The 18,333-nt window shown below is 30.9% G+C and carries 20 protein-coding genes and 1 pseudogene; 10 read left to right on the top strand and 11 right to left on the bottom strand.

Going from position 1 to position 18,333, the window contains the following annotated elements:
• Position 1: 1 nt before the first annotated feature.
• The 3 genes from BW731_RS00210 to BW731_RS00220 form a co-directional block, all read right to left on the bottom strand.
• Positions 2–2,173, bottom strand: a complete 2,172-nt coding sequence (locus tag BW731_RS00210; RefSeq protein ID WP_079344674.1) for an HD family phosphohydrolase — start codon at positions 2,171–2,173, stop codon at positions 2–4.
• Between the two features lie 28 nt (positions 2,174–2,201).
• Positions 2,202–3,155 (bottom strand): PhoH family protein, encoded by a 954-nt coding sequence (locus BW731_RS00215; protein ID WP_079344676.1) that lies wholly within the window; start codon positions 3,153–3,155, stop codon positions 2,202–2,204.
• 562 nt (positions 3,156–3,717) lie between these two features.
• A complete protein-coding gene (locus BW731_RS00220; RefSeq protein ID WP_158080127.1) occupies positions 3,718–4,581 on the bottom strand; it encodes a helix-turn-helix domain-containing protein in 864 nt (287 codons plus the stop codon).
• 100 nt (positions 4,582–4,681) lie between these two features.
• Here BW731_RS00220 and BW731_RS00225 point away from each other — a divergent pair, with 100 nt between their 5' ends.
• The 4 genes from BW731_RS00225 to BW731_RS00240 all read left to right on the top strand — a co-directional run bounded on the left by BW731_RS00225 (position 4,682) and on the right by BW731_RS00240 (position 8,032).
• Positions 4,682–5,203 (top strand): hypothetical protein, encoded by a 522-nt coding sequence (locus BW731_RS00225; RefSeq protein WP_079344680.1) that lies wholly within the window; start codon positions 4,682–4,684, stop codon positions 5,201–5,203.
• 85 nt (positions 5,204–5,288) lie between these two features.
• The gene (locus tag BW731_RS00230) at positions 5,289–5,777 is read left to right on the top strand and encodes a DNA-deoxyinosine glycosylase (RefSeq protein WP_079344682.1); all 489 of its coding nucleotides are present in this window, start codon (positions 5,289–5,291) and stop codon (positions 5,775–5,777) included.
• Positions 5,778–5,872: 95 nt separating this feature from the next.
• The gene (locus tag BW731_RS00235; RefSeq protein WP_079344684.1) at positions 5,873–7,399 is read left to right on the top strand and encodes a class I adenylate-forming enzyme family protein; all 1,527 of its coding nucleotides are present in this window, start codon (positions 5,873–5,875) and stop codon (positions 7,397–7,399) included.
• 108 nt (positions 7,400–7,507) lie between these two features.
• On the top strand, positions 7,508–8,032 hold the full coding sequence (locus tag BW731_RS00240) for a DUF2165 family protein (RefSeq protein ID WP_079344686.1): 525 nt from the start codon (positions 7,508–7,510) through the stop codon (positions 8,030–8,032).
• 224 nt (positions 8,033–8,256) lie between these two features.
• Here the strand turns inward: BW731_RS00240 and BW731_RS00245 are convergent, their stop codons facing one another.
• The 3 genes from BW731_RS00245 to BW731_RS13010 form a co-directional block, all read right to left on the bottom strand.
• On the bottom strand, positions 8,257–8,745 hold the full coding sequence (locus BW731_RS00245; protein WP_158080128.1) for a GNAT family N-acetyltransferase: 489 nt from the start codon (positions 8,743–8,745) through the stop codon (positions 8,257–8,259).
• 15 nt (positions 8,746–8,760) lie between these two features.
• Positions 8,761–8,907, bottom strand: coding sequence for a hypothetical protein (locus tag BW731_RS12570; protein WP_158080129.1), 147 nt, complete (start codon positions 8,905–8,907; stop codon positions 8,761–8,763).
• A 251-nt stretch (positions 8,908–9,158) separates the two neighbouring features.
• On the bottom strand, positions 9,159–9,446 hold the full coding sequence (locus BW731_RS13010; RefSeq protein WP_332881446.1) for a helix-turn-helix domain-containing protein: 288 nt from the start codon (positions 9,444–9,446) through the stop codon (positions 9,159–9,161).
• Between the two features lie 118 nt (positions 9,447–9,564).
• Between BW731_RS13010 and BW731_RS00255 the strand changes: the two genes are divergently transcribed.
• Together BW731_RS00255 and BW731_RS00260 are read left to right on the top strand one after the other, a co-directional pair.
• A complete protein-coding gene (locus BW731_RS00255; RefSeq protein WP_079344690.1) occupies positions 9,565–10,407 on the top strand; it encodes a hypothetical protein in 843 nt (280 codons plus the stop codon).
• 89 nt (positions 10,408–10,496) lie between these two features.
• Positions 10,497–10,706, top strand: coding sequence for a hypothetical protein (locus BW731_RS00260; protein ID WP_079344692.1), 210 nt, complete (start codon positions 10,497–10,499; stop codon positions 10,704–10,706).
• On the opposite strand, the gene BW731_RS12690 is transcribed toward BW731_RS00260, so the two are convergent.
• A complete protein-coding gene (locus BW731_RS12690) occupies positions 10,703–10,855 on the bottom strand; it encodes a hypothetical protein (RefSeq protein WP_198931921.1) in 153 nt (50 codons plus the stop codon). The two genes, BW731_RS00260 and BW731_RS12690, sit on opposite strands and share 4 nt — an antisense overlap.
• Before the next feature lie 206 nt (positions 10,856–11,061).
• Here BW731_RS12690 and BW731_RS12415 point away from each other — a divergent pair, with 206 nt between their 5' ends.
• Positions 11,062–11,253, top strand: a complete 192-nt coding sequence (locus BW731_RS12415) for a hypothetical protein (RefSeq protein ID WP_408645956.1) — start codon at positions 11,062–11,064, stop codon at positions 11,251–11,253.
• Positions 11,254–11,544: 291 nt separating this feature from the next.
• Positions 11,545–12,402, top strand: a complete 858-nt coding sequence (locus BW731_RS00275; protein ID WP_269844062.1) for a PD-(D/E)XK nuclease family protein — start codon at positions 11,545–11,547, stop codon at positions 12,400–12,402.
• 312 nt (positions 12,403–12,714) lie between these two features.
• Here the strand turns inward: BW731_RS00275 and BW731_RS00280 are convergent, their stop codons facing one another.
• Positions 12,715–13,194 carry an acyl-CoA thioesterase gene (locus tag BW731_RS00280; protein WP_019131942.1) on the bottom strand — a complete coding sequence of 160 codons (480 nt, stop codon included), beginning with the start codon at positions 13,192–13,194 and terminating at the stop codon, positions 12,715–12,717.
• Between the two features lie 308 nt (positions 13,195–13,502).
• Here BW731_RS00280 and BW731_RS00285 point away from each other — a divergent pair, with 308 nt between their 5' ends.
• The gene (locus BW731_RS00285) at positions 13,503–14,792 is read left to right on the top strand and encodes an ISL3 family transposase (RefSeq protein WP_079344698.1); all 1,290 of its coding nucleotides are present in this window, start codon (positions 13,503–13,505) and stop codon (positions 14,790–14,792) included.
• A gap of 73 nt (positions 14,793–14,865) precedes the next feature.
• A pseudogene (locus BW731_RS00290) lies at positions 14,866–15,810 on the top strand (tyrosine-type recombinase/integrase); the annotation flags it as partial.
• A gap of 10 nt (positions 15,811–15,820) precedes the next feature.
• Here BW731_RS00290 and BW731_RS00295 read toward each other — a convergent pair.
• Genes BW731_RS00295 through BW731_RS00305 form a run of 3 tightly spaced genes read right to left on the bottom strand, consistent with a single transcriptional unit; the run spans position 15,821 to position 18,169 of the window.
• On the bottom strand, positions 15,821–16,432 hold the full coding sequence (locus BW731_RS00295) for a hypothetical protein (protein ID WP_079344702.1): 612 nt from the start codon (positions 16,430–16,432) through the stop codon (positions 15,821–15,823).
• The gene (locus tag BW731_RS00300; protein ID WP_079344704.1) at positions 16,429–16,968 is read right to left on the bottom strand and encodes a hypothetical protein; all 540 of its coding nucleotides are present in this window, start codon (positions 16,966–16,968) and stop codon (positions 16,429–16,431) included. The genes BW731_RS00295 and BW731_RS00300 overlap by 4 nt, the downstream gene beginning before the upstream one ends.
• On the bottom strand, positions 16,925–18,169 hold the full coding sequence (locus BW731_RS00305) for a hypothetical protein (RefSeq protein ID WP_079344706.1): 1,245 nt from the start codon (positions 18,167–18,169) through the stop codon (positions 16,925–16,927). The genes BW731_RS00300 and BW731_RS00305 overlap by 44 nt, the downstream gene beginning before the upstream one ends.
• Positions 18,170–18,333: the final 164 nt, after the last annotated feature.

Below are 18,333 nucleotides of genomic sequence, written 5' to 3' on the forward strand. Positions count from 1 at the left end.
GTTAAATCCTTCTTTCTTCTTGTTCTTGTTTCATTTTTTCTGCTTCTGATTTCATTTTCGGGTATTTAATTCGTGAATGGAATGTTGAACATAACCCGTCCACTAAGGATTTTTCAATTATGGCAATCTCATCCAATGTCAAACCTGATTCATTTAACTGCCCATCTTCTAATCTTGATTGAATTAAATTATGGACAAATTCTTTGATTTTTTCATTCGTTGGGTGATCCATCGCACGAACAGCTGCTTCAGCACTATCAGCAATATTAATCACACCTGCTTCACGAGATTGAGGTTTTGGTCCAGGATATCTAAATGCCTCTTCCGTTGTCTCTGGATGTCGTTCTTGCTCTTTAATGAAGAAATACTTCATCAAGGTTGTCCCATGATGTTGTTGACACACATCAATGACAAATTGTGGCATATTCGCTTCTTCTAGAATCTTCACACCATCTGTCACATGACTAAAAATAATTTCTTTACTATCTGATGGTAACAAGAAATTGTGAGGATTTTCTGCCCCATCTGGTAAATTTTCCACGAAAAAGTTTGCGTGTTTGATTTTACCCACGTCATGATAGTAACTTGCCACGCGTGTTAATAACGAGTTTCCTCCAATTTGAGCGACGGCGTTTGCACTTAAACTAGCAACCATCATACTATGATGATACGTTCCAGGAGCTTCTTCTAACAATTGTTTCAATAAAGGTTGATTTGGATTACTTAATTCATTTAATACAATCACACTATCATCTGTTAACAATAGTTCAATGTATGGATATAACCCAATAGATAAGATAAATGAAAATAACCCACTACCTGTTGAAATAAATAACGTCGTAATAGAGCGACTATCCCCAATATTAAAGCCTTGATAAATCACTAACACTGCCATAAATAAAATGGGCATAATAATTAATAAAAAGAAAGACTCTTTCAACTGTGCTCCAATCCGTTTGTTTACTAAAAATGTCGAAACAAACGCAGAGAACATGTAAAATAGCGAAATAACTAAAAGTGACGTCGTACCAGCAAGGTTATAAAAGATAAAGATTGAGAAAATTGCTTGGAACATCCCCATCAGTAGTCCCCAGCGTTTATCTAAAAACATATACAAAATAACCGAGCCAAATGCCGCAGGGAATAATAAAGAGACGTTGCTTAAGCTATCTTTTTGTAACAGATAAAGTAATTTCATAAACAGAACACTTACCGTAATAGCAATTGTGTACAGTGTCACACTTTTAACCCGAATCTCTTTATCTGAATGGCGTAAAATATAAATAATCAATACAATTTGCAACACGATCGCTAATATCATTGATAAAAGCGGTGATGTCGAGGTTGATTGATTGGTTAATCCAAGCAACTTAATTTTTTCCATTGCTTTTGAATCAATTTGTTCCCCTTCTCGAACAATGATTTCACCTTGATAAATCATGACAGGTAATACATTATTCTTAGCACTTTCTTTCATTGTGTCTGTCGCTTTGTCGTTGACTACTTCATTGACAACAATCGCTTTATCAAAAATCATAACCAAGAGATTCAATTCTTGAGACGTTAACTCTTTGTATTGAACCAATTCTTTGGCTGCTTGTTTTTCACTCTGTAATGTTGAGTTTCGAATATGTTTCGATAAAATTGTTTTTAAGGTACTTTCTGCTGCTTGTTCTAGATTATCAAGATCACTTGAAGATAATTGTAGTAATTCTTCATAAAATGTATCTGGAAAAGATTGAAAAAAAGCGATGTCTGCTTGGTTAAATTTTTCAAAATTCGATTTTAGCATCGGCAATTTATCTTCTACAGTTGGTTTAGAAGAACTTTTTTTGTCGTTATATTGTTTTTCTGCTGTCTCATTGACTTGCTTAACCAATTTAAAAATCGTTTGGACAGACTCTACTTGTTTTGTTTCAACATCTGGATTAAACGTGTACTCTGGCGTGATACTTTCCATCGCCAACCGTTGTTTTTCTTTTGTTTCATCCTTATTTTCAATTGTTTTATTAGCACGAATGGTCTCACTAGATAATTGCCCGACTTTATAAGTCACTTGCTTTTGTCTAACACTACCAAACATCAAACCAAACATGATTAAAGACATTAAAAATAGAATTAGAGGTGTATAATATTTTCCAAGTACTTTAGGCACTTGTTGTATTGTTTTCATTTACCTCACTCACTCCTTTTTGCTCCTTTTAGTTGTCTGCATATGCCTTAATGATATCAGCCACTACTGGATGTCTAACCACATCTTGAGTAGAAAATTCGATAAATGTAATATTTTTGATTCCTTTTAGAATTTTTTCCGCATGAATCAAACCACTTTCAACACCGCGTGGCAAATCGATTTGGGTTTTGTCACCATTGATAATCATTTTTGATCGATTTCCTAAACGGGTCAGAAACATCTTCATTTGAGCATTGGTTGTATTTTGTGCTTCATCTAAAATAACAAATGCTTCTTCTAACGTACGCCCTCTCATATAAGCTAAAGGTGCAATTTCAATCACACCTCTGTCCATCAAACGTGTCGTATGTTCCATACCAAGTATTTGATACAGTGCGTCATAAACTGGACGTAAGTATGGATTAACCTTCTCTTGTAAATCACCAGGTAAAAACCCTAAATTTTCTCCTGCTTCAACAGCCGGACGTGTGAGGATGATTTTTTCTACCTCACCTTTTTTTAGCGCACTCACCGCCATAACAACCGCTAAAAACGTTTTTCCCGTTCCAGCTGGACCAATACCAAACGTGACGTCATTTTTTTTAATGGCATGAATGTATTTTTTTTGCCCGTCGTTTTTTACACGAATTGGATTGCCTTTATTGTCTTTTAATAAAGCATGCTCATAAAGACTAAAAAATGTCTCCAATTGGCCTTTTTTAGCTAACTGGATAGCTGTTAAGACATCACTACTATTAATTTTGTGTCCTCTTAATATTAGTTGTTGTATAGCTGTTAAGATGTCTTGAACCATCGAAACATCTTCAGCATTTCCTGATAAATGAACAACCTCTCCCCTAGAAGAAATTGATACATGGGTATAATCTTCAAGCATTTTGATATGTTTATCGTGAGTTCCAAATATATCATTGCTTTCAATGTTTTTATCTAACATAAAAACTAATGTTGTTTCTGACGTCAATCACTACAGCTCCTTCATCATCTTATAACCTAAATAATACCATATTATGTCAATAAAAAAAATCAGGACTCATTATTTTATGAATCCAACGATTAACACAACGATTAACTTCTTTATCAAATCTGCCTTAACTTTTGACGCCGCCTTTAACATTTTCTTTATTAAATTCATAAAACCTTCGTATATTTTTACAGTTCATTTAAGGTTTGAAGACTATGATTAAGACAGTTCAAAGAAAGAAGATGATGTCGCAACAAATTGCCTGATTCTTTTGAGTGTTAGAGGCTCATTTGTCTCTACCTCCTTTATATAATGTGGGCGAACGTGGTGTTTTCACTCTAAGAGTCTAAACGTGTGTTTGTTCTCTATTTACCGAGGTGTAGGTTCGAATCCTACCGTCCACTTAGCACCACCATTTATCTTGAAAGGATGATTCATATGAAGAAAAAAACGATTCTCTTAGTAACCCTTGTAACTGCCATTACCACACGTGTCCTTGTGTTAAAAAAACACCAACGGACTGCACTCAATAAACAGACTGGCGACTATAGCTAGTCTGTTTTTATACGTGCATTTTGTTAAAGGCTTGTATTTTTTGTTGTAACTCTCGCTCTTCTTCTGGACTAACGCTATGTTCTCTTATTTTTTTATTAACCCATTCAGGTAATGATTCCCTCTTTTGTTTTAATTTTTTTGGTTGTTGTGCTTTCTTTTCTACAAGAAGTCTTTCAAATTTCTCTCGTAAAACGTTTGGATTTCTGACATGTCGCGACCAAAAATCATGTGTAGCTAACCACGTCACCATCTCTTCTATCTCACTCATCTCGATGTTTTCCTCCTCATGAATCCGTCGCAAATCATTCGCCCAACGTGACACATTGACACGGCTCATCTCTTTTGGAAAATCTTTTGCTAGATTGTCACGAAATGTTTTAGCTAAGTGCAACTGGCTTTTTGTGTATTGACACGCACTCTTTTTATTCTTTGTATTATTATTTTTAGTATTAGTTATAGTATTCTCTTTAAACGTTTCTTTCATAGGGTCATCACCTTTTGTTGGGGAGGTCGACTTTTTTTCTTTAATAGGCTCTTCAACTATTCTTATACGCCTCTGATCGATTTCTTTACTGTCTTTTTTATACCGCAATTCCACTGTGATGAACCCCTGTTCTTTCAGTTGATTGACCCATTTTGAAACGGAAGTCTTACTCACGCCATAACGTGTCGCAAAATAATCATTGCTTGCCCAACAATAGCCTTCTTGATTGCAAAGTGCTGTAATTTCTCCGTACAATAATTTGGCATTCGGACTGATCGTTTTGGCATATCTCACGTTCGCTGGAATAATACATAATAATTCGGTTGTTGTGTCATTAACTTGTCCTCCATGATATTTTTTCTCTACACTTATATAAACGATTGCCAAATCAATTTTGTCACCTATTTTTTTAATTTATTTTAACCAACTATTATTTAACTATGTTATGATATAGCTATATAACAGACTGACTAAGGAGAGAATAACGATGGATTTAAACTTATTTATGACTTGGATTATTGGTATTGGTGTTATTGCAAGCGTGATTTTTACCGGTATCCAATTACAACAGAATAAAAAAAATGACTATAAAAAACTTGTTTCAAAAAATGTGTTTGTTTGGGTTGCAGAATTTAGAGAATTAATGACGCAATTCCTACTTGAATACAACGGAACAAACGATAAGAACGAGTTGAAAAATTTGTTGTTTGAAATAAGACTAAACTGTTCAAACAATAACCCTGATCAGGTCGATTTAATTAATTTATTAACATTGGCAATCGAATTTGATGAGTACCACGATAAAATATCTGATGATATCATTCGCCAAACTGATGTTGTGCTAGATAATGCAACAAGACTTTTTGCGTTAGAATATGGCGTGACAGAGCAAGAATTACAAATGAATCATCAAAACATTTACGATAGCTATAGCCCACTAACTATCCGCTACATCAAAAAAGAAAAAAATAAAGATATTAAAAAGAAACCGACATCAACTAAACAATAAATAGACATTTTTTAAACGTGCTGATACATTTATACTATCAGTGCGTTTTTATTTTAAAAAATACGTGTTAAAAAGGAGACTGATCATGAAAAAAGGACTTGCCCCAATTTTTAACCAAGACACTAGCATACTCGTTTTAGGAAGTTCACCCAGTGAACAATCTTTAAAAAAGCAACAATATTACGGAAATAATGGCAATCAATTTTGGAAAATTTTATTTAACTATTACAATGTGCCATTTGAAACAGACTATAACAAACGTGTGACTTTCCTTTTAGATCACCACATTGGTTTATGGGATGTTTATCATTTATTTGAGCGTAACGGCAGTTTAGATACGTCGTTTAAAACAGTTGAGTTAAATGATTTTAGCCAAATTCTAACTCAAGCAGATATCAAATTAATTATCACAAACGGTAAGAAAGCCTATGATGAAGTCATTAACAATCAGCTATTTCCACAAATAAAAATCGCTCCTTGTATCTCAACTAGTGGTGCTGCAAATGGACAGATGGAAAAACGAAAAATGCAGTGGGAGGAAGCGTTGGGAATGGTGGATAAAGAATTTTATTAAATCTACTTTTCAATGTAGAATCACTCATATTTTTATGATAAAATAACTCAGCAATTGTTCAAAATTGCACAATTTATTTTGAGAGGGTTTTTTATTTGAAAAATATACTTGATTACCAACCATTAAATCTTTATACCAACTACAAAGAGGCGGCCGAAAAAACACCGATGATTCCGATTATTTTCGATGAAACACTCCCAGCTTTTGCCTCACTTGGCTTAGAAACAACGTATAAAGATAGCCATGACAAAACATTAAAAAGAGCCTATCAGTTAGCTCAACTAGGTGTTAAAAAAGGCGATAAAATCATCCTATATAAAAGTCCTAAATTTGATACGTATTTACTTGCTGTCGCAGCATCTTTCCTTGGTGCGATACCTGTCATGGTGTCTTATCATTTACCACCTGAAACAATTAGCGTGTTTGTTGAGCGTTTAGAAGATCCATTTATTTTATTTGATGATATGACTGAAGAACATGTAAAAGCTGTGCAAAATAGTTCACATGATAAAAAAATTTCATTAGATATCTTGTTAAATGCCTCAGCACAACCTGTATCGCAAGAAGAGTTGGGCAAAGATGACATAGCATACATGACTCACACGTCTGGCACAACAGGTATCCCAAAACTGATTTGTCATTCTTATCACTCAATGGGATGGCGAACTAAATGGCAACGAGAAATATTTACTCATATTTCAAAAAAAGAATTGGTCGCGTTTCACATCTCTCCTGTTCATTCTCGTTTTAATATTGGAGTCTCTTCATTGATGAGTATGGGATTTCCTATGATGCCGCTAGCCAGTGCCACACCTCAACGAGTGGAAGATATGCTAACAACACACCAACCTATTGCATTGGAAACTCATCCAAACAATTTCGTCCAATGGGCAAGACTGGCAAAAGAAAAACCTCATGTGTTTACTAGTATTAAGTTTTATCATTCAACATTTGATGCAATAAACAATGCGACTATGTTAGCCTTTTTAAACGCATCTAAAGAAAATGATCCTATCTTTTTACAAGTTTATGGTCAAAGTGAATGCGGTCCAATGATTTTACGGTCACACACGATTGAGTCACTAAAAGACTCTGATGCTCGTGATATGGGCGTTGGACTTGAAGGATTAACAAAAGCCAGAATCACCGATGAGAATGGTACACTGCTACCTGTCATGACAGATGGACACATTCAGTTTTTATCAAAAGGCCGTGCATTAACTTATTATAAAGAAGATGCTCGTTTTGAAGAAAATGTTTATGGTAAATGGTGGGATAGTGGCGATTACGGCATGATGGACGAGCGTGGTCACTTATACTTAAAAGATCGCCAAGTCGATTTGATTGAAAACATTGATAGCACTCTTGCACTGGAAGATTATTTATTAGATGCCTTGGATTTCTTGGAAGAAGTCGTGATTGTGCGTGGAAAAGATAACTCTCCTCAACCTGTTTTAGCTGTTGTGCCTGGAAAAGAAATGGATTGGGACGCGTGGTGGCTGCAAGTAGCTGACCTCCCTCATTTAAATGAGCCTATTATTAAAACATTTGACGAGATACCTCATACCGCCACAATGAAAGTACAGAGATTATTGTTGGAGAGATGGTTGAAGGAAGGGTAGGAAAAGTTTGAATAGCTTATTCAGAAATTTCATCTTAAATCAAAATTTTTCAATTAATTAAAAAAATATATTATAATAAACCTAGTTTTTTAGAAAGAAGGTTTATTTATGACAGAGCAAAAAGTTCAAAAATATTTAAAAATTTTCGTAGTTTTTTTATTCGCAACATTTGCCTTATTTGTTTTTATTGGTAACCTAATGGATTTCGACTCTAACTACGAATTTGTTAAACATGTACTATCTATGGATACAACATTTCCAGGTAATAAACTGATGTGGCGATCCATAAACAATAAGTCATTGTGGTTAATTGCCTACTGGATTTTAATCCTTATAGAAGGAATAGTGGCTCTCCTAGGGTATGTTTCTGTCTATAAAATGTTAAAAAATATCAATAATTCATTAGAAGAGTTTTCTAATGCCAAAGTATTTGGTTATTATATGTTTGGCTTAGCTTTAGCTCTTTGGTATGGTGGTTTCGCAATATTAGGATCTGAATGGTTTGCTATGTGGCAATCAAAAGATTGGAATGGAAAACAAACCGCTATGGATATCACAGAAGTAGCTTTAGCCTTTTTAATATTCTACGCTTTACCTATTTTTAATAATAAAAGTCATACAAAAAATGAATAAATAATGACACTATAATTAGTTTTATATGTTATAAAAACATACAAAGATTAGAAGGTAAAATCAGACGTCGATGTCCTTACCTTCTAATCTATCTTTTTAGCAATTTATTATCCCACTGATCCTTCTATTAAAGATATTAAATTATATATCGCAATTAACCAAGATACCTATCTAATATTTAAACACTTAGATAGCATAAAGATAATTTTTGTAGCCAGGGCATATTATTGCTCATAATAAGAATCAATAATTTCAGGATTTAATAAATCCATCATCATACTAAATGATTGCTCACTTTCCTCGATTACTTGAAATCCCACTTTTTCGTAAAAACCAACTGACGTTTTTACTGATTGTAAAAATATAAATCTATTATTCATTTCTCTGCAGACTTCTATAAGATGGTAAATTATAGCTTTTCCAACACCTTGCTTTTTATGATTACAATCCACTCCTAAATATTGTATTTCAATCGCATGAATCTTAATGATATTATTAGTTTCTGGATCAACAATTTCTATAAAAAAATTATCATTGGTTACAAAAAAAGCTACAACTTCACCATCTTTATAAACTAATGAAGTTGAAGCCTCAAATTCTATTGTATCAGGATATGCATTTGATTTTAAATAATTATTTATTTCTAAATTTTTACAATCAAAATCTTTAGTTTTCAAATAATAATCTATTCCAATTAGCTCAAATTCAATCATCTTTGACATCCTCAGTTACTTCAACTTATTTTTGGGTGCTTTTTTAGCAATAGATGAAACGTATTGTTTTGCTTTTTTTTCGTTCATTCTTTTAGCCGATAAAAAACTTGAAGCAGCAGCACCTGTTAATACAACTGGTTTTTCTCTTTTTATTACTGCCATCTATATCACCTCTTTACTTTATTATATCATAATATGTCAGTAGACATAAATGAATATCAATTGATTTTATCATGTTTATATAAAACTAATAATACATAACAAAAAAACAACCCCCGTTGAGAGTACGCTAATCATTATTTCACTAGCAATTAAAATCGTCTATTCCTTATATCTATAATCATAATTTACAGACTGGAATAACGATAATCGCAATCCATTTTTAAATATCATAAGTTTTATTATTCATCTAATCACCGCCTTTCAAATTTCGATGAAGAAAATTCATAAGTGATATAATCACATTGCAATGAAAAGTATATATATATTATTAATAAGAAAAGGAAGTGTTGCTTTATGTCTGAGTAGTACGAAGATAGTATTATTTTAATTGATGACGCATATGCTATCTTGCACATTAATTCAAAACTAGGCTTTTTGATTATGCCTTTTTTTAAATCTGTGATTATACTAGGATGAACATCCATCTTTATAGCTAATTGTCTTTGATTTATTTTTTGTTCTTTTAATAAAATTCCAATTTTCTTCCATACTCTTTATCACTTCACTATATATAGTGTTTCAAGTCTTACTATTCATTGAAAAAGTACTATATGTAGTATATAATAGATTTAAATAAATACGTTAAAGGAGTCGTTCATGAGCGATAAAAATTTAAATCCAATTGATGATTACATTAAAATACAAGAAAGAATTTCAAAAAATTTACAACCAAACTTAGACTTAATTCAAGTTGCTTTTAAAGGGCAACAACCTACTATCCAAATAACCGAACAAATAAGACAGCAACTTATATCCAGCGACGTCATTCCTTCATTTCAGATAAGTGATGTTATCAAACAAAATTTTGAAGCTTCTTACAAAAATATAATGCCTTCAATGAACATATCTGAAAGACTAATAAGTCAAATTACTCCTATCTCTCAACAGATTGAAAGTATTACATCTTATTATTCAAAAATTTATACTCCTTCTTTTATAGCAATTAGAGAAGCTATAAAGGTTTCAGAACTTATTCCTAAATTTGAATTTCAATTTCCAAATTTTTATAACGACGATACAACAAAACTAATAACTGACGATTATATCGATGATAAAGATACAAAAGAAGCTATATCTAACTTAGTAGAATTATCTAAGAAAAAAAAGTTTACAACTGATGAAAAAGAAAAAATAATAGAGTCTTGTAAATCGCTTTCATTTTCTGTTTCTGATTACTCTAATAACAAAACTAGCTACTTGAAAGCAAACAATGTACATACCAATACTTCTGATGAAAGCATCAAAAAGATATATGAAAAATTCCAACAAAAAATCCCCTCCATTAGTGATCCAGATTTCTATTTTCAACAAGCTGTGGGTCAGGTAATTAATTTATTAGTTGAAGGCTTAAAATATATGTTAGTTAATCAGTTCGACGTAACATCATTTATGTTCATGTTTGGTATTACAATTTTCATTTTCAAGAAAAAGAATAAATAATATTTTCCCATCTCTCACTTATATAAACGTTCGCCAATCAAAAAGTGTATCCTTGATTCGTTATAATTACCTCGAAGGAGGTGAATTTTATGAGTAAAAATAATTTCAATATGAAAAAATTTGAAAAAATGTTAAATGACACTAAAAAACAAATGGTTAATGATGCATTGAAAGCTGACTATGACTATGAATGTCCTAACTGCAATAAAACATTCAAAATTTCTATAGGAACAAACATATGTCCACAATGTGAAACTGTAGTCGACTTAAAGCCAGATGATTCATGGAAAAAATTCTAGTTTTCTTTTAACGCTATATCTAGTTCTGTTGAAGCTAATTCATCTGCCAATGTTTTAGCTTCTTTTAGTGCTTTCACTAACTTTTCTGCTTTTTCCATCGCTTCTTCAATTCCTTTTACTTCTAAAGACAATTCAACTGTTTGCTTCATTCCTCACACCTCCTATGCTATGTCATCGCAATCCAAAAACTTATTAATAAAAAACTGTTGACCTTTGCCAGTTACTTTGGAACTGACCCTAAAAGGTAAGACAAACGTAAAAACACCCTCGTTGAATTCATGTAAAAGGAAATTAACTGAGGTGTATTTTTATGGTCTAAAAAATTTCTTATCCAGTAGAAGTAAAAGAAGAAGCTATAAAAATGAAGATTGAAGGTAAAACAACTAAAGAAATTATTAATAAGTTAAACATTAGGAATGAAACTCAGGTGCACACATGGTGGAGATGGTATAGAAATGGAGAATCTTATCGATTCTCTCAAGATGTAGGAAAACAATATACCTATGGAAAAGGTAATAAAAACTTATCCCCTTTGGAAACTCTATAAAGAGAAAATAACTATTTGAAACAGGAAATTGATGTTTTAAAAAAATACAAGGAATTGGAAAGGATGTGGAAAAAGAACTATTTATAAAATCAGTTGATTCTTATAAAGGAGTGCTATCTGTCACATGCTTATGTCACTATTTTGGCGTAGCTAGAAGTACTGATTATTGTTGGACTAAGAAGGAAGATATAGAGGATATTCGAATTAAAATGATTCAACAACTATGTAAAGAAAATAAATTCATAGCGTAAAATATTTTGTGTAAATAAAATTGTAAAGCAATTTAATAAAATTGATGTTCTAATATTAGTCAATAATAAATACCTTATTTTGATTGAAGACAAAATAGGTACAAGTGAACATGGTAATCAGATTGATCGTTATATTGAATCATTAACAGATTTAGAAAAAAAGAATACTAAAAAAATTAAAGATACTTTAGGTTTATTACCAGAAAAAAAATATATTATCCCTGTCTATTTTAAAATGATTAATCAAAGTTACTATGATAGTCAAAGATACTTACCGATTATTCGAAAAGATGTTTTACAAATACTAAATGGCTATAAATTTGCTAGTATGACTTTATTAGAAATGTTTAAGGAAAACATTTTAAATATTCAAAATGAGAGTACTAATTATTTAGAAATTGATTCGTCTAAATGGGAATTCAATCACTGCTCTGGACTCTACTCTGACTTAAAACCACACATAAATACAAATAATGGATTTGGGTATGGACCAGTAAATAATCATAATGGTACATTCACTGGTTGTTGGTGGTATTTTTTGAATGAAGATACTTTAAAAAAGATTGGAATTACATCTAATGCGATAAAAAAGATTTATCTTCAAATTGAAAGGAATAGTAAAAAAGAATTTCAGTTAGCTATAAAAATGGAGTATATTCCTTCCGAGATAGGTTCCAATATACTGAGTTTTGAAAATGATATTATGATGATTGATAGATATTTTAACAACTCTATGAAATTTAATAAAAAAAACAGAACAAACTTATTACCTACGAATAAAAAGGGTGGTAGATGGGTAACATTGTTTAAATGTCCGTTAAATCTAAATGATTTTGAGCTAACTATTCAAACTTGTAAAGAGGCAGAAGAATTATTAGATTCCTTTAAAAATACATAATACACAGACCTTTTCACAGACCCCACACTTTTCGGACAAAATAAAAAGGCTAGGAACACCGTTATATCAATGTTCCTAGTACTTATTATTAATCTATCCCACTGACCCTTCCATTAGATTTTTTAACAATAATAGAGGGACAAAACAGCTTAATATCAACATTTATTATGTAGAATACTTTATAATATAATCAATAATATTAAGCTGAAATCAAATCAATGGCATTTAGTATGGCATTATGTTTTTGAGGAGCTATTTCAGAAATCATTTCATTATAACTTAATTTGACAATCCGTATATCAAAATAAAAGATTACATATTATCCTTTACAGCAACTGCAACCATTTTTGATCTTGCTCTAACTTCCCCTTCAACTTCCATTTCCATATTAAGAATAACTTTTCTTTCGCCAATTTCTTCAGCTCTTGCTGTTACAGTTACTTCTTTGTCCATAGGAACTGGTTTTCTAAAATCAACTTCAAGTCTTGCTGTAACAAAACGAAGAATTACAGTATCTTCAGTAAGCTCTAAACCCTTATCTCTGTGTTTAAACCAAGCTGCTGAAGCAGTTCCGTGGCAGTCAAAAATCATCGCTATCATTCCACCAAAAAGATTTTTAGGAACTCCCCCTGTATATTTGCTTTCTGGTGTGAATTTACAGATAGATTCTTCTCCACTTTCTGATGGATAAGATTTTAAATGTAAGCCTTCTTCATTTTTAGGTCCACATCCCCAACAATATTGAAACCTTTCTCCATAAGTATCTTGAATTGCAATTCTTTGTTTTTCCATTTAATAACATCCTTTCTTGTTAGATCAATATATTTTACTTTTATTTTAAATTTATTTTCATACATTGCTATTATAACATGTAAAACATAATTAATTTTATCAAGATTTAATATAAAAAATCACCCCGCCTTGACGAGGTGATAAAGCTTCTATAAAATTTTTAGATTATCAATCCTATCTAGTTTTAAAACTTTGGCTCTATAATTTCTACTGTTGGTAACGAAAGTTACTAGCAGTTTTTAGTACACAAAAACATGTGTTATCCGTTAGAATGAAATTGCGAAACAACAATCTAAGGAGGATACCACATGTCATACTCACAGACTATCAAAGATATCTTAAATATACTAGACCTAAATATTATTTTTAATGAAAATTGTTTGTCTACTAGGAAAATAAAGGGAGTTTTCTCTAGAGTATTTGAAGGTTTTTTAGATGAAACACCAGAATGTTGTCTTCATTGCGAAGAAAAGGATACACACATTATTAAGTGGGGATATACTACTAGTTTAATTAAAGTTCCTGCTATTTCTGAATACGTTACATATGTTCAATTAAAGAAACGTCGTTTCTTGTGCAAAGATTGTAAATCGACATTTGTTTTAGATACGCCTTTTGTTTCTAGAAACAATTCTATTTCTAACAATTTAAAACGTCTTGTTGCTAAAAAACTAACTTCTAAACAATCTATGAGTGACATTTCAAAACAAGCAAACGTTTCTACTTCAACTGTTTATCGGGTACTTAAAGAATGGTATCACCCCATTCAGAAATATAGTTATTCCTTACCAGCTGTCCTTTGTTTTGATGAGTTTAAATCTGTAAAAAAAGTAGCTGGATCTATGAGTTTTATTATGATAGATGGTGACACTAAGGAGTTAATTGATATTTTACCTGATCGAAGATTACCTAAGATCGAGAAATACTTTAACGGATTCTCTTTATCTAACAGAGAACAAGTGAAGTATGTTGTTTCTGATATTTATCAACCCTACATCATCTTAACTAAGAGACTTTTTCCTAACGCTAAAGTCGTTTTAGATAAATTTCATCTAGTTCAACACATTGGTAGAGCTTTTCAAAAAATACGAATTAGAATAATGAATCAATTAAAGCATAAAGATAATGGAATTATTTATAGACGAATAAAAAAATATTGGAAATTACTTCAAAAAAGTTATGGCAAACTAGACTTTATTCAACAACAATGGCACTCTTCATTTAAAACGTATCTTTCTGAAAAAGAATTACTTGAACGCCTACTTACTTACAATGCTGAACTTACAGATGCTTATAATATTTACCAACAGATTTTAAGAGCTTTTCAAACAAAAGATTATTCTTTATTTGTAGATTTAATCAATCAAAAAACTCTTTTTCAAGAGTATATACCTGTTTTTAAAACATTTAGAAAGTATCAAGAAGAAATAAAAAATACTTTTGAAACATCGTATTCAAACGGTCCTTTAGAATGTATGAACAATCATATTAAAGTCATTAAGCGTAATGCCTATGGCATGAGAAGTTTTTATAATTTCAAATTACGAATAGCAATTTGTTTAAAAAAATCTGTATTCAAGACACCAAAAAAGATCTAGAAAACATGTTGTTTTCTAGATCCTAAATTCTAACGTTTTAACTCTTACCAACAGTAGTTGACAAAGAGCCTTAACATTTAAAGAATTATATGATATATGGTTAGAACAATATCGTTTATCTGTAAAACCATCTTCTGTTGCAACAGCTAAAAGATATTGCGAATTACATGTCTTACCTGCCTTCGGTCACTTAAAACTAAATAAAATTACTGTAGCTTATTGTCAAAAGCAGGTAAACACCTGGCACTCAAAGTATAAACAGTACAACTATCTAAGAAAAGAAACTCAAAAAGTTATGAAGTTTGGTGTTTCAAGTGAACTCATGGCTTCTAATCCAATGTCTAAAGTGATTGTACCACGTAAAAAAGAAATCGATACCCCTGTTAAATTCTATACTAAAGATGAATTAATTGAATTTCTAAACTTTGCTAAAAGTATTTGTAACCCAAAAATATACACCTTCATTCGACTTTCTGCTTTTACCGGTATGCGTAAGTCCGAGGCGCTTGCTTTACAGTGGCAAGATATTGATTTTACTAGCAAAACACTTAATATTGGGAAAACTGTAGCTATCGATGAGTTTAAACAGGTAATTTTACAAGAACCAAAGACAATCAACTCCATTAGAGTTATTAAGTTAGATGATGGCACTTTATCACAATTAGAATTTTGGAGAAGTGAACAAGGAAAACAGCTGGAACGTTTAAATGTTAACCCATCTAATAAACAACATATTTTCACTGGAAAGATTAATAATTTGTACTATCCTCAAATCATTAATGACTGGTTAAATTGGATATATCTTAAAGACTCAGAAATGAGATTCCATAAGATTACCCCACACGGTTTTAGGTATACTCATTGTAGCCTTCTATTTGAAAGTGGGGCAAGTATTAAAGAAGTGCAATCTCGTTTAGGACATAAGGACGTCCAAACGACACTCAATATATACGCTTGTACAACTCCACAGATGATTGAAAATACTGGTGAGAAATTTGCGAATTATATAAATTTTTAAAATAATTAAACTAATCGCTATTTCTTTCTGATATCTCCTGCTCAGCTTTAACTAACTCCTGATTTAATAAACTTATTACTTCTACCTGTTTTTCCATAAAAGAGTTGATAAATTTCAAGTCAATATTTCCCATATCTGTAGTTTGTATAATAAAAATATTCTTATAATACATATTTAATTCTATTAAAAGATCAATATTTACATCTATTTTATTAGAGTTTAGTTTCCAAAAAAAATCAGATACTGATAATCTTATGACAGTTACAGCACTGTTTAAATTTTCTTTCGATATTATTAATTCTTGACACGTTGAATTATTATCTTCCACTTCAATTAACAATCTTTTTATACGCTCTAAATTATTTCTTTTATCTAAAATTTCAGATTCTTTTTTTTCAAGTATTTGCTCTTTTTTATAATTCTTTAATTCTAGTGAAGCAATAAAATAAGCAACTAGTCCTGACAACACACCACCAATTAGTGTTGTGATAATTTGAAGAATTGCATCCGCTTGCTCTGGTTTTTCTATTTTGTTTATTAATGGTAGCAACACCATTCCATACGATACTAAAGCTACTACCAGTACAATTATCCACAAAATATCTTTTTTTGATAATTTCACTTGCTCCTACCTTTTCTAGTTATAATTTTATTTAACATTTCACTTACTTCTGGATTCTCTATGGTATTACTAGGTGAAAAAGTAGGAGCATTTACTTTTTTTTCTTGCATTTCTCTACTTTTTAAACTTTCTTGTGGGTTAACTAGCAATTTATACCATATGTCTATAAATTCTGAGTTAACCACTTCATATTCATCAGTCATGGAATTGTAGAAAGTTTCTTTACTCGTTATGTTTTCTACATTATCTGTTCTAATCAAACACTCCATCCCATCTTCTGACCATAACTCATAGAACCTTATAAAAACTTTTTTTTCTTCTAGCAACTCAAATAGTTCAGTTGATATATCCCAGGAAAGACCTGTATCTGATGCGAATTGCAATGGATTTAACCTATTTCTTGCATGTAAGGATCTACTTATTAACCAAAAATCTAGCGAATCTACTGCTGAATTCATAGTTTTTAATTGATATTCTTTTAAAGTCTGCAGTTCAGAGAGGTAAATTTTCAAATTCTTTAATTCTTGGAAATACATCATCATAAACCCCTTTAGAATAATTTTCTTTTAATATATGTGTCATTAAAAATTGATTATAGGCTCTATACCTAGTAAGAACTTCTTTAACAGTATTGTCTGGTAACCTTACACTCCAATTTACTGTAATTGAAAATAATTTTTGAGAACTATAAATACTTTCCCTTGTATCGAAGTAAGCAGATTGTCGTTCTAAATCTAGCTCTTCAATATTTGATTCATTAGAACTACCAGAATTAGCGTTAATTGATCCACCCTCATCATAATGAAAGAGAATTGATTTAACCTTACCATCACCTCTTTGCTGAATTCTCAAGAAATTGTCAAAATCATTTTGAATTAGTTGTCTTACAAAAACCCATTTTATTCTGTTAGCAATATCTAATGTATTTTCAATATCTAATTTTTCAGAACAAATCATTTTTTGAGTAAACTCATCTATCTCTTCTTGTTGTAATTCAACTTTTTTTAAATATTTATTTTCTGCATAAGCTGTAAGCTTTCTATACAATTTAAATAATGTTGTAGCTTGTGGATTAGGTTGTGCAATTATTAGAAATTCTCTTTTCAACTGTCCTATAAAATATTTGTAAATTGACATCGGTTTACCTTGCAAATCTACAGATACATTTTTAGAATTATTTTCTAAATGAATTCTAATTTCTTGTGATAAACAATCTATCTCAATCCAAACAAATTCATACTTTTCTCTAACATCACTATATCTTACTTTTCTAACATAAACCTGATTTACCTTATTAACTTTTGTATCAGAGATAATTATTTCTTGTGATATTTTTTCAAAATCATGATTAATTGCTGTCTTCTCACTAAATAATTTTGAAAAATTCAACTCTTCAATCGTATTTCCTTTAAAGCTTTCTAATTGAGAAACGGAATATAAAGGATCTGATGCATGTAATTCGAACGGAAATGTAAGTATTATACGGTTACTATTATATTTTATTTGCTCTAAAAAAAACTCTTCGATCAGTTCAATTTCTTCACTAAACTTTTCTTCGCTCATTTTATCAAGAGATGTTTTCATTTTGAATAATTTAGTGCCTTTACTACCACTTGATCTTAATTCGTTCTCCTTTAGAAAATCTCGAAATTGACTTGAATCAGTTTTTTCTATCAAGCCTTTCACAACAAAATCTGTTAGAAAAAACTTTTCTTTTTCTTCAATTACTGTCTCCATCAAACAAACTCCTAACTATATAAGTTTAATTACTTCATTATATCATCAATATAGACTATGCTCTAATAAATCTTATTTTTAAATCAATAATAAATTACTTTTTATTAAATAAATTATATAACAAAAGAGAGTCACCTTGCCTACTAACATGCAAGATTCAATAA

It is taken from the genome of Vagococcus martis, assembly GCF_002026305.1.
Taxonomy (GTDB): domain Bacteria; phylum Bacillota; class Bacilli; order Lactobacillales; family Vagococcaceae; genus Vagococcus; species Vagococcus martis.

What these genes read in the sequence shown, in the direction of transcription:
- BW731_RS00210 (WP_079344674.1), bottom strand. Translation starts at nt 2,173, where the DNA reads ATGAAAACAATACAACAAGTGCCTAAAGTACTTGGAAAATATTATACA.
- BW731_RS00225 (WP_079344680.1), top strand. Translation starts at nt 4,682, where the DNA reads ATGGATTTAAACTTATTTATGACTTGGATTATTGGTATTGGTGTTATT.
- BW731_RS00230 (WP_079344682.1), top strand. Translation starts at nt 5,289, where the DNA reads ATGAAAAAAGGACTTGCCCCAATTTTTAACCAAGACACTAGCATACTC.
- BW731_RS00240 (WP_079344686.1), top strand. Translation starts at nt 7,508, where the DNA reads ATGACAGAGCAAAAAGTTCAAAAATATTTAAAAATTTTCGTAGTTTTT.
- BW731_RS00245 (WP_158080128.1), bottom strand. Translation starts at nt 8,745, where the DNA reads ATGATTGAATTTGAGCTAATTGGAATAGATTATTATTTGAAAACTAAA.
- BW731_RS12570 (WP_158080129.1), bottom strand. Translation starts at nt 8,907, where the DNA reads ATGGCAGTAATAAAAAGAGAAAAACCAGTTGTATTAACAGGTGCTGCT.
- BW731_RS00255 (WP_079344690.1), top strand. Translation starts at nt 9,565, where the DNA reads ATGAGCGATAAAAATTTAAATCCAATTGATGATTACATTAAAATACAA.
- BW731_RS00260 (WP_079344692.1), top strand. Translation starts at nt 10,497, where the DNA reads ATGAGTAAAAATAATTTCAATATGAAAAAATTTGAAAAAATGTTAAAT.
- BW731_RS12690 (WP_198931921.1), bottom strand. Translation starts at nt 10,855, where the DNA reads ATGAAGCAAACAGTTGAATTGTCTTTAGAAGTAAAAGGAATTGAAGAA.
- BW731_RS00280 (WP_019131942.1), bottom strand. Translation starts at nt 13,194, where the DNA reads ATGGAAAAACAAAGAATTGCAATTCAAGATACTTATGGAGAAAGGTTT.
- BW731_RS00285 (WP_079344698.1), top strand. Translation starts at nt 13,503, where the DNA reads ATGTCATACTCACAGACTATCAAAGATATCTTAAATATACTAGACCTA.
- BW731_RS00300 (WP_079344704.1), bottom strand. Translation starts at nt 16,968, where the DNA reads ATGTATTTCCAAGAATTAAAGAATTTGAAAATTTACCTCTCTGAACTG.
- BW731_RS00305 (WP_079344706.1), bottom strand. Translation starts at nt 18,169, where the DNA reads ATGGAGACAGTAATTGAAGAAAAAGAAAAGTTTTTTCTAACAGATTTT.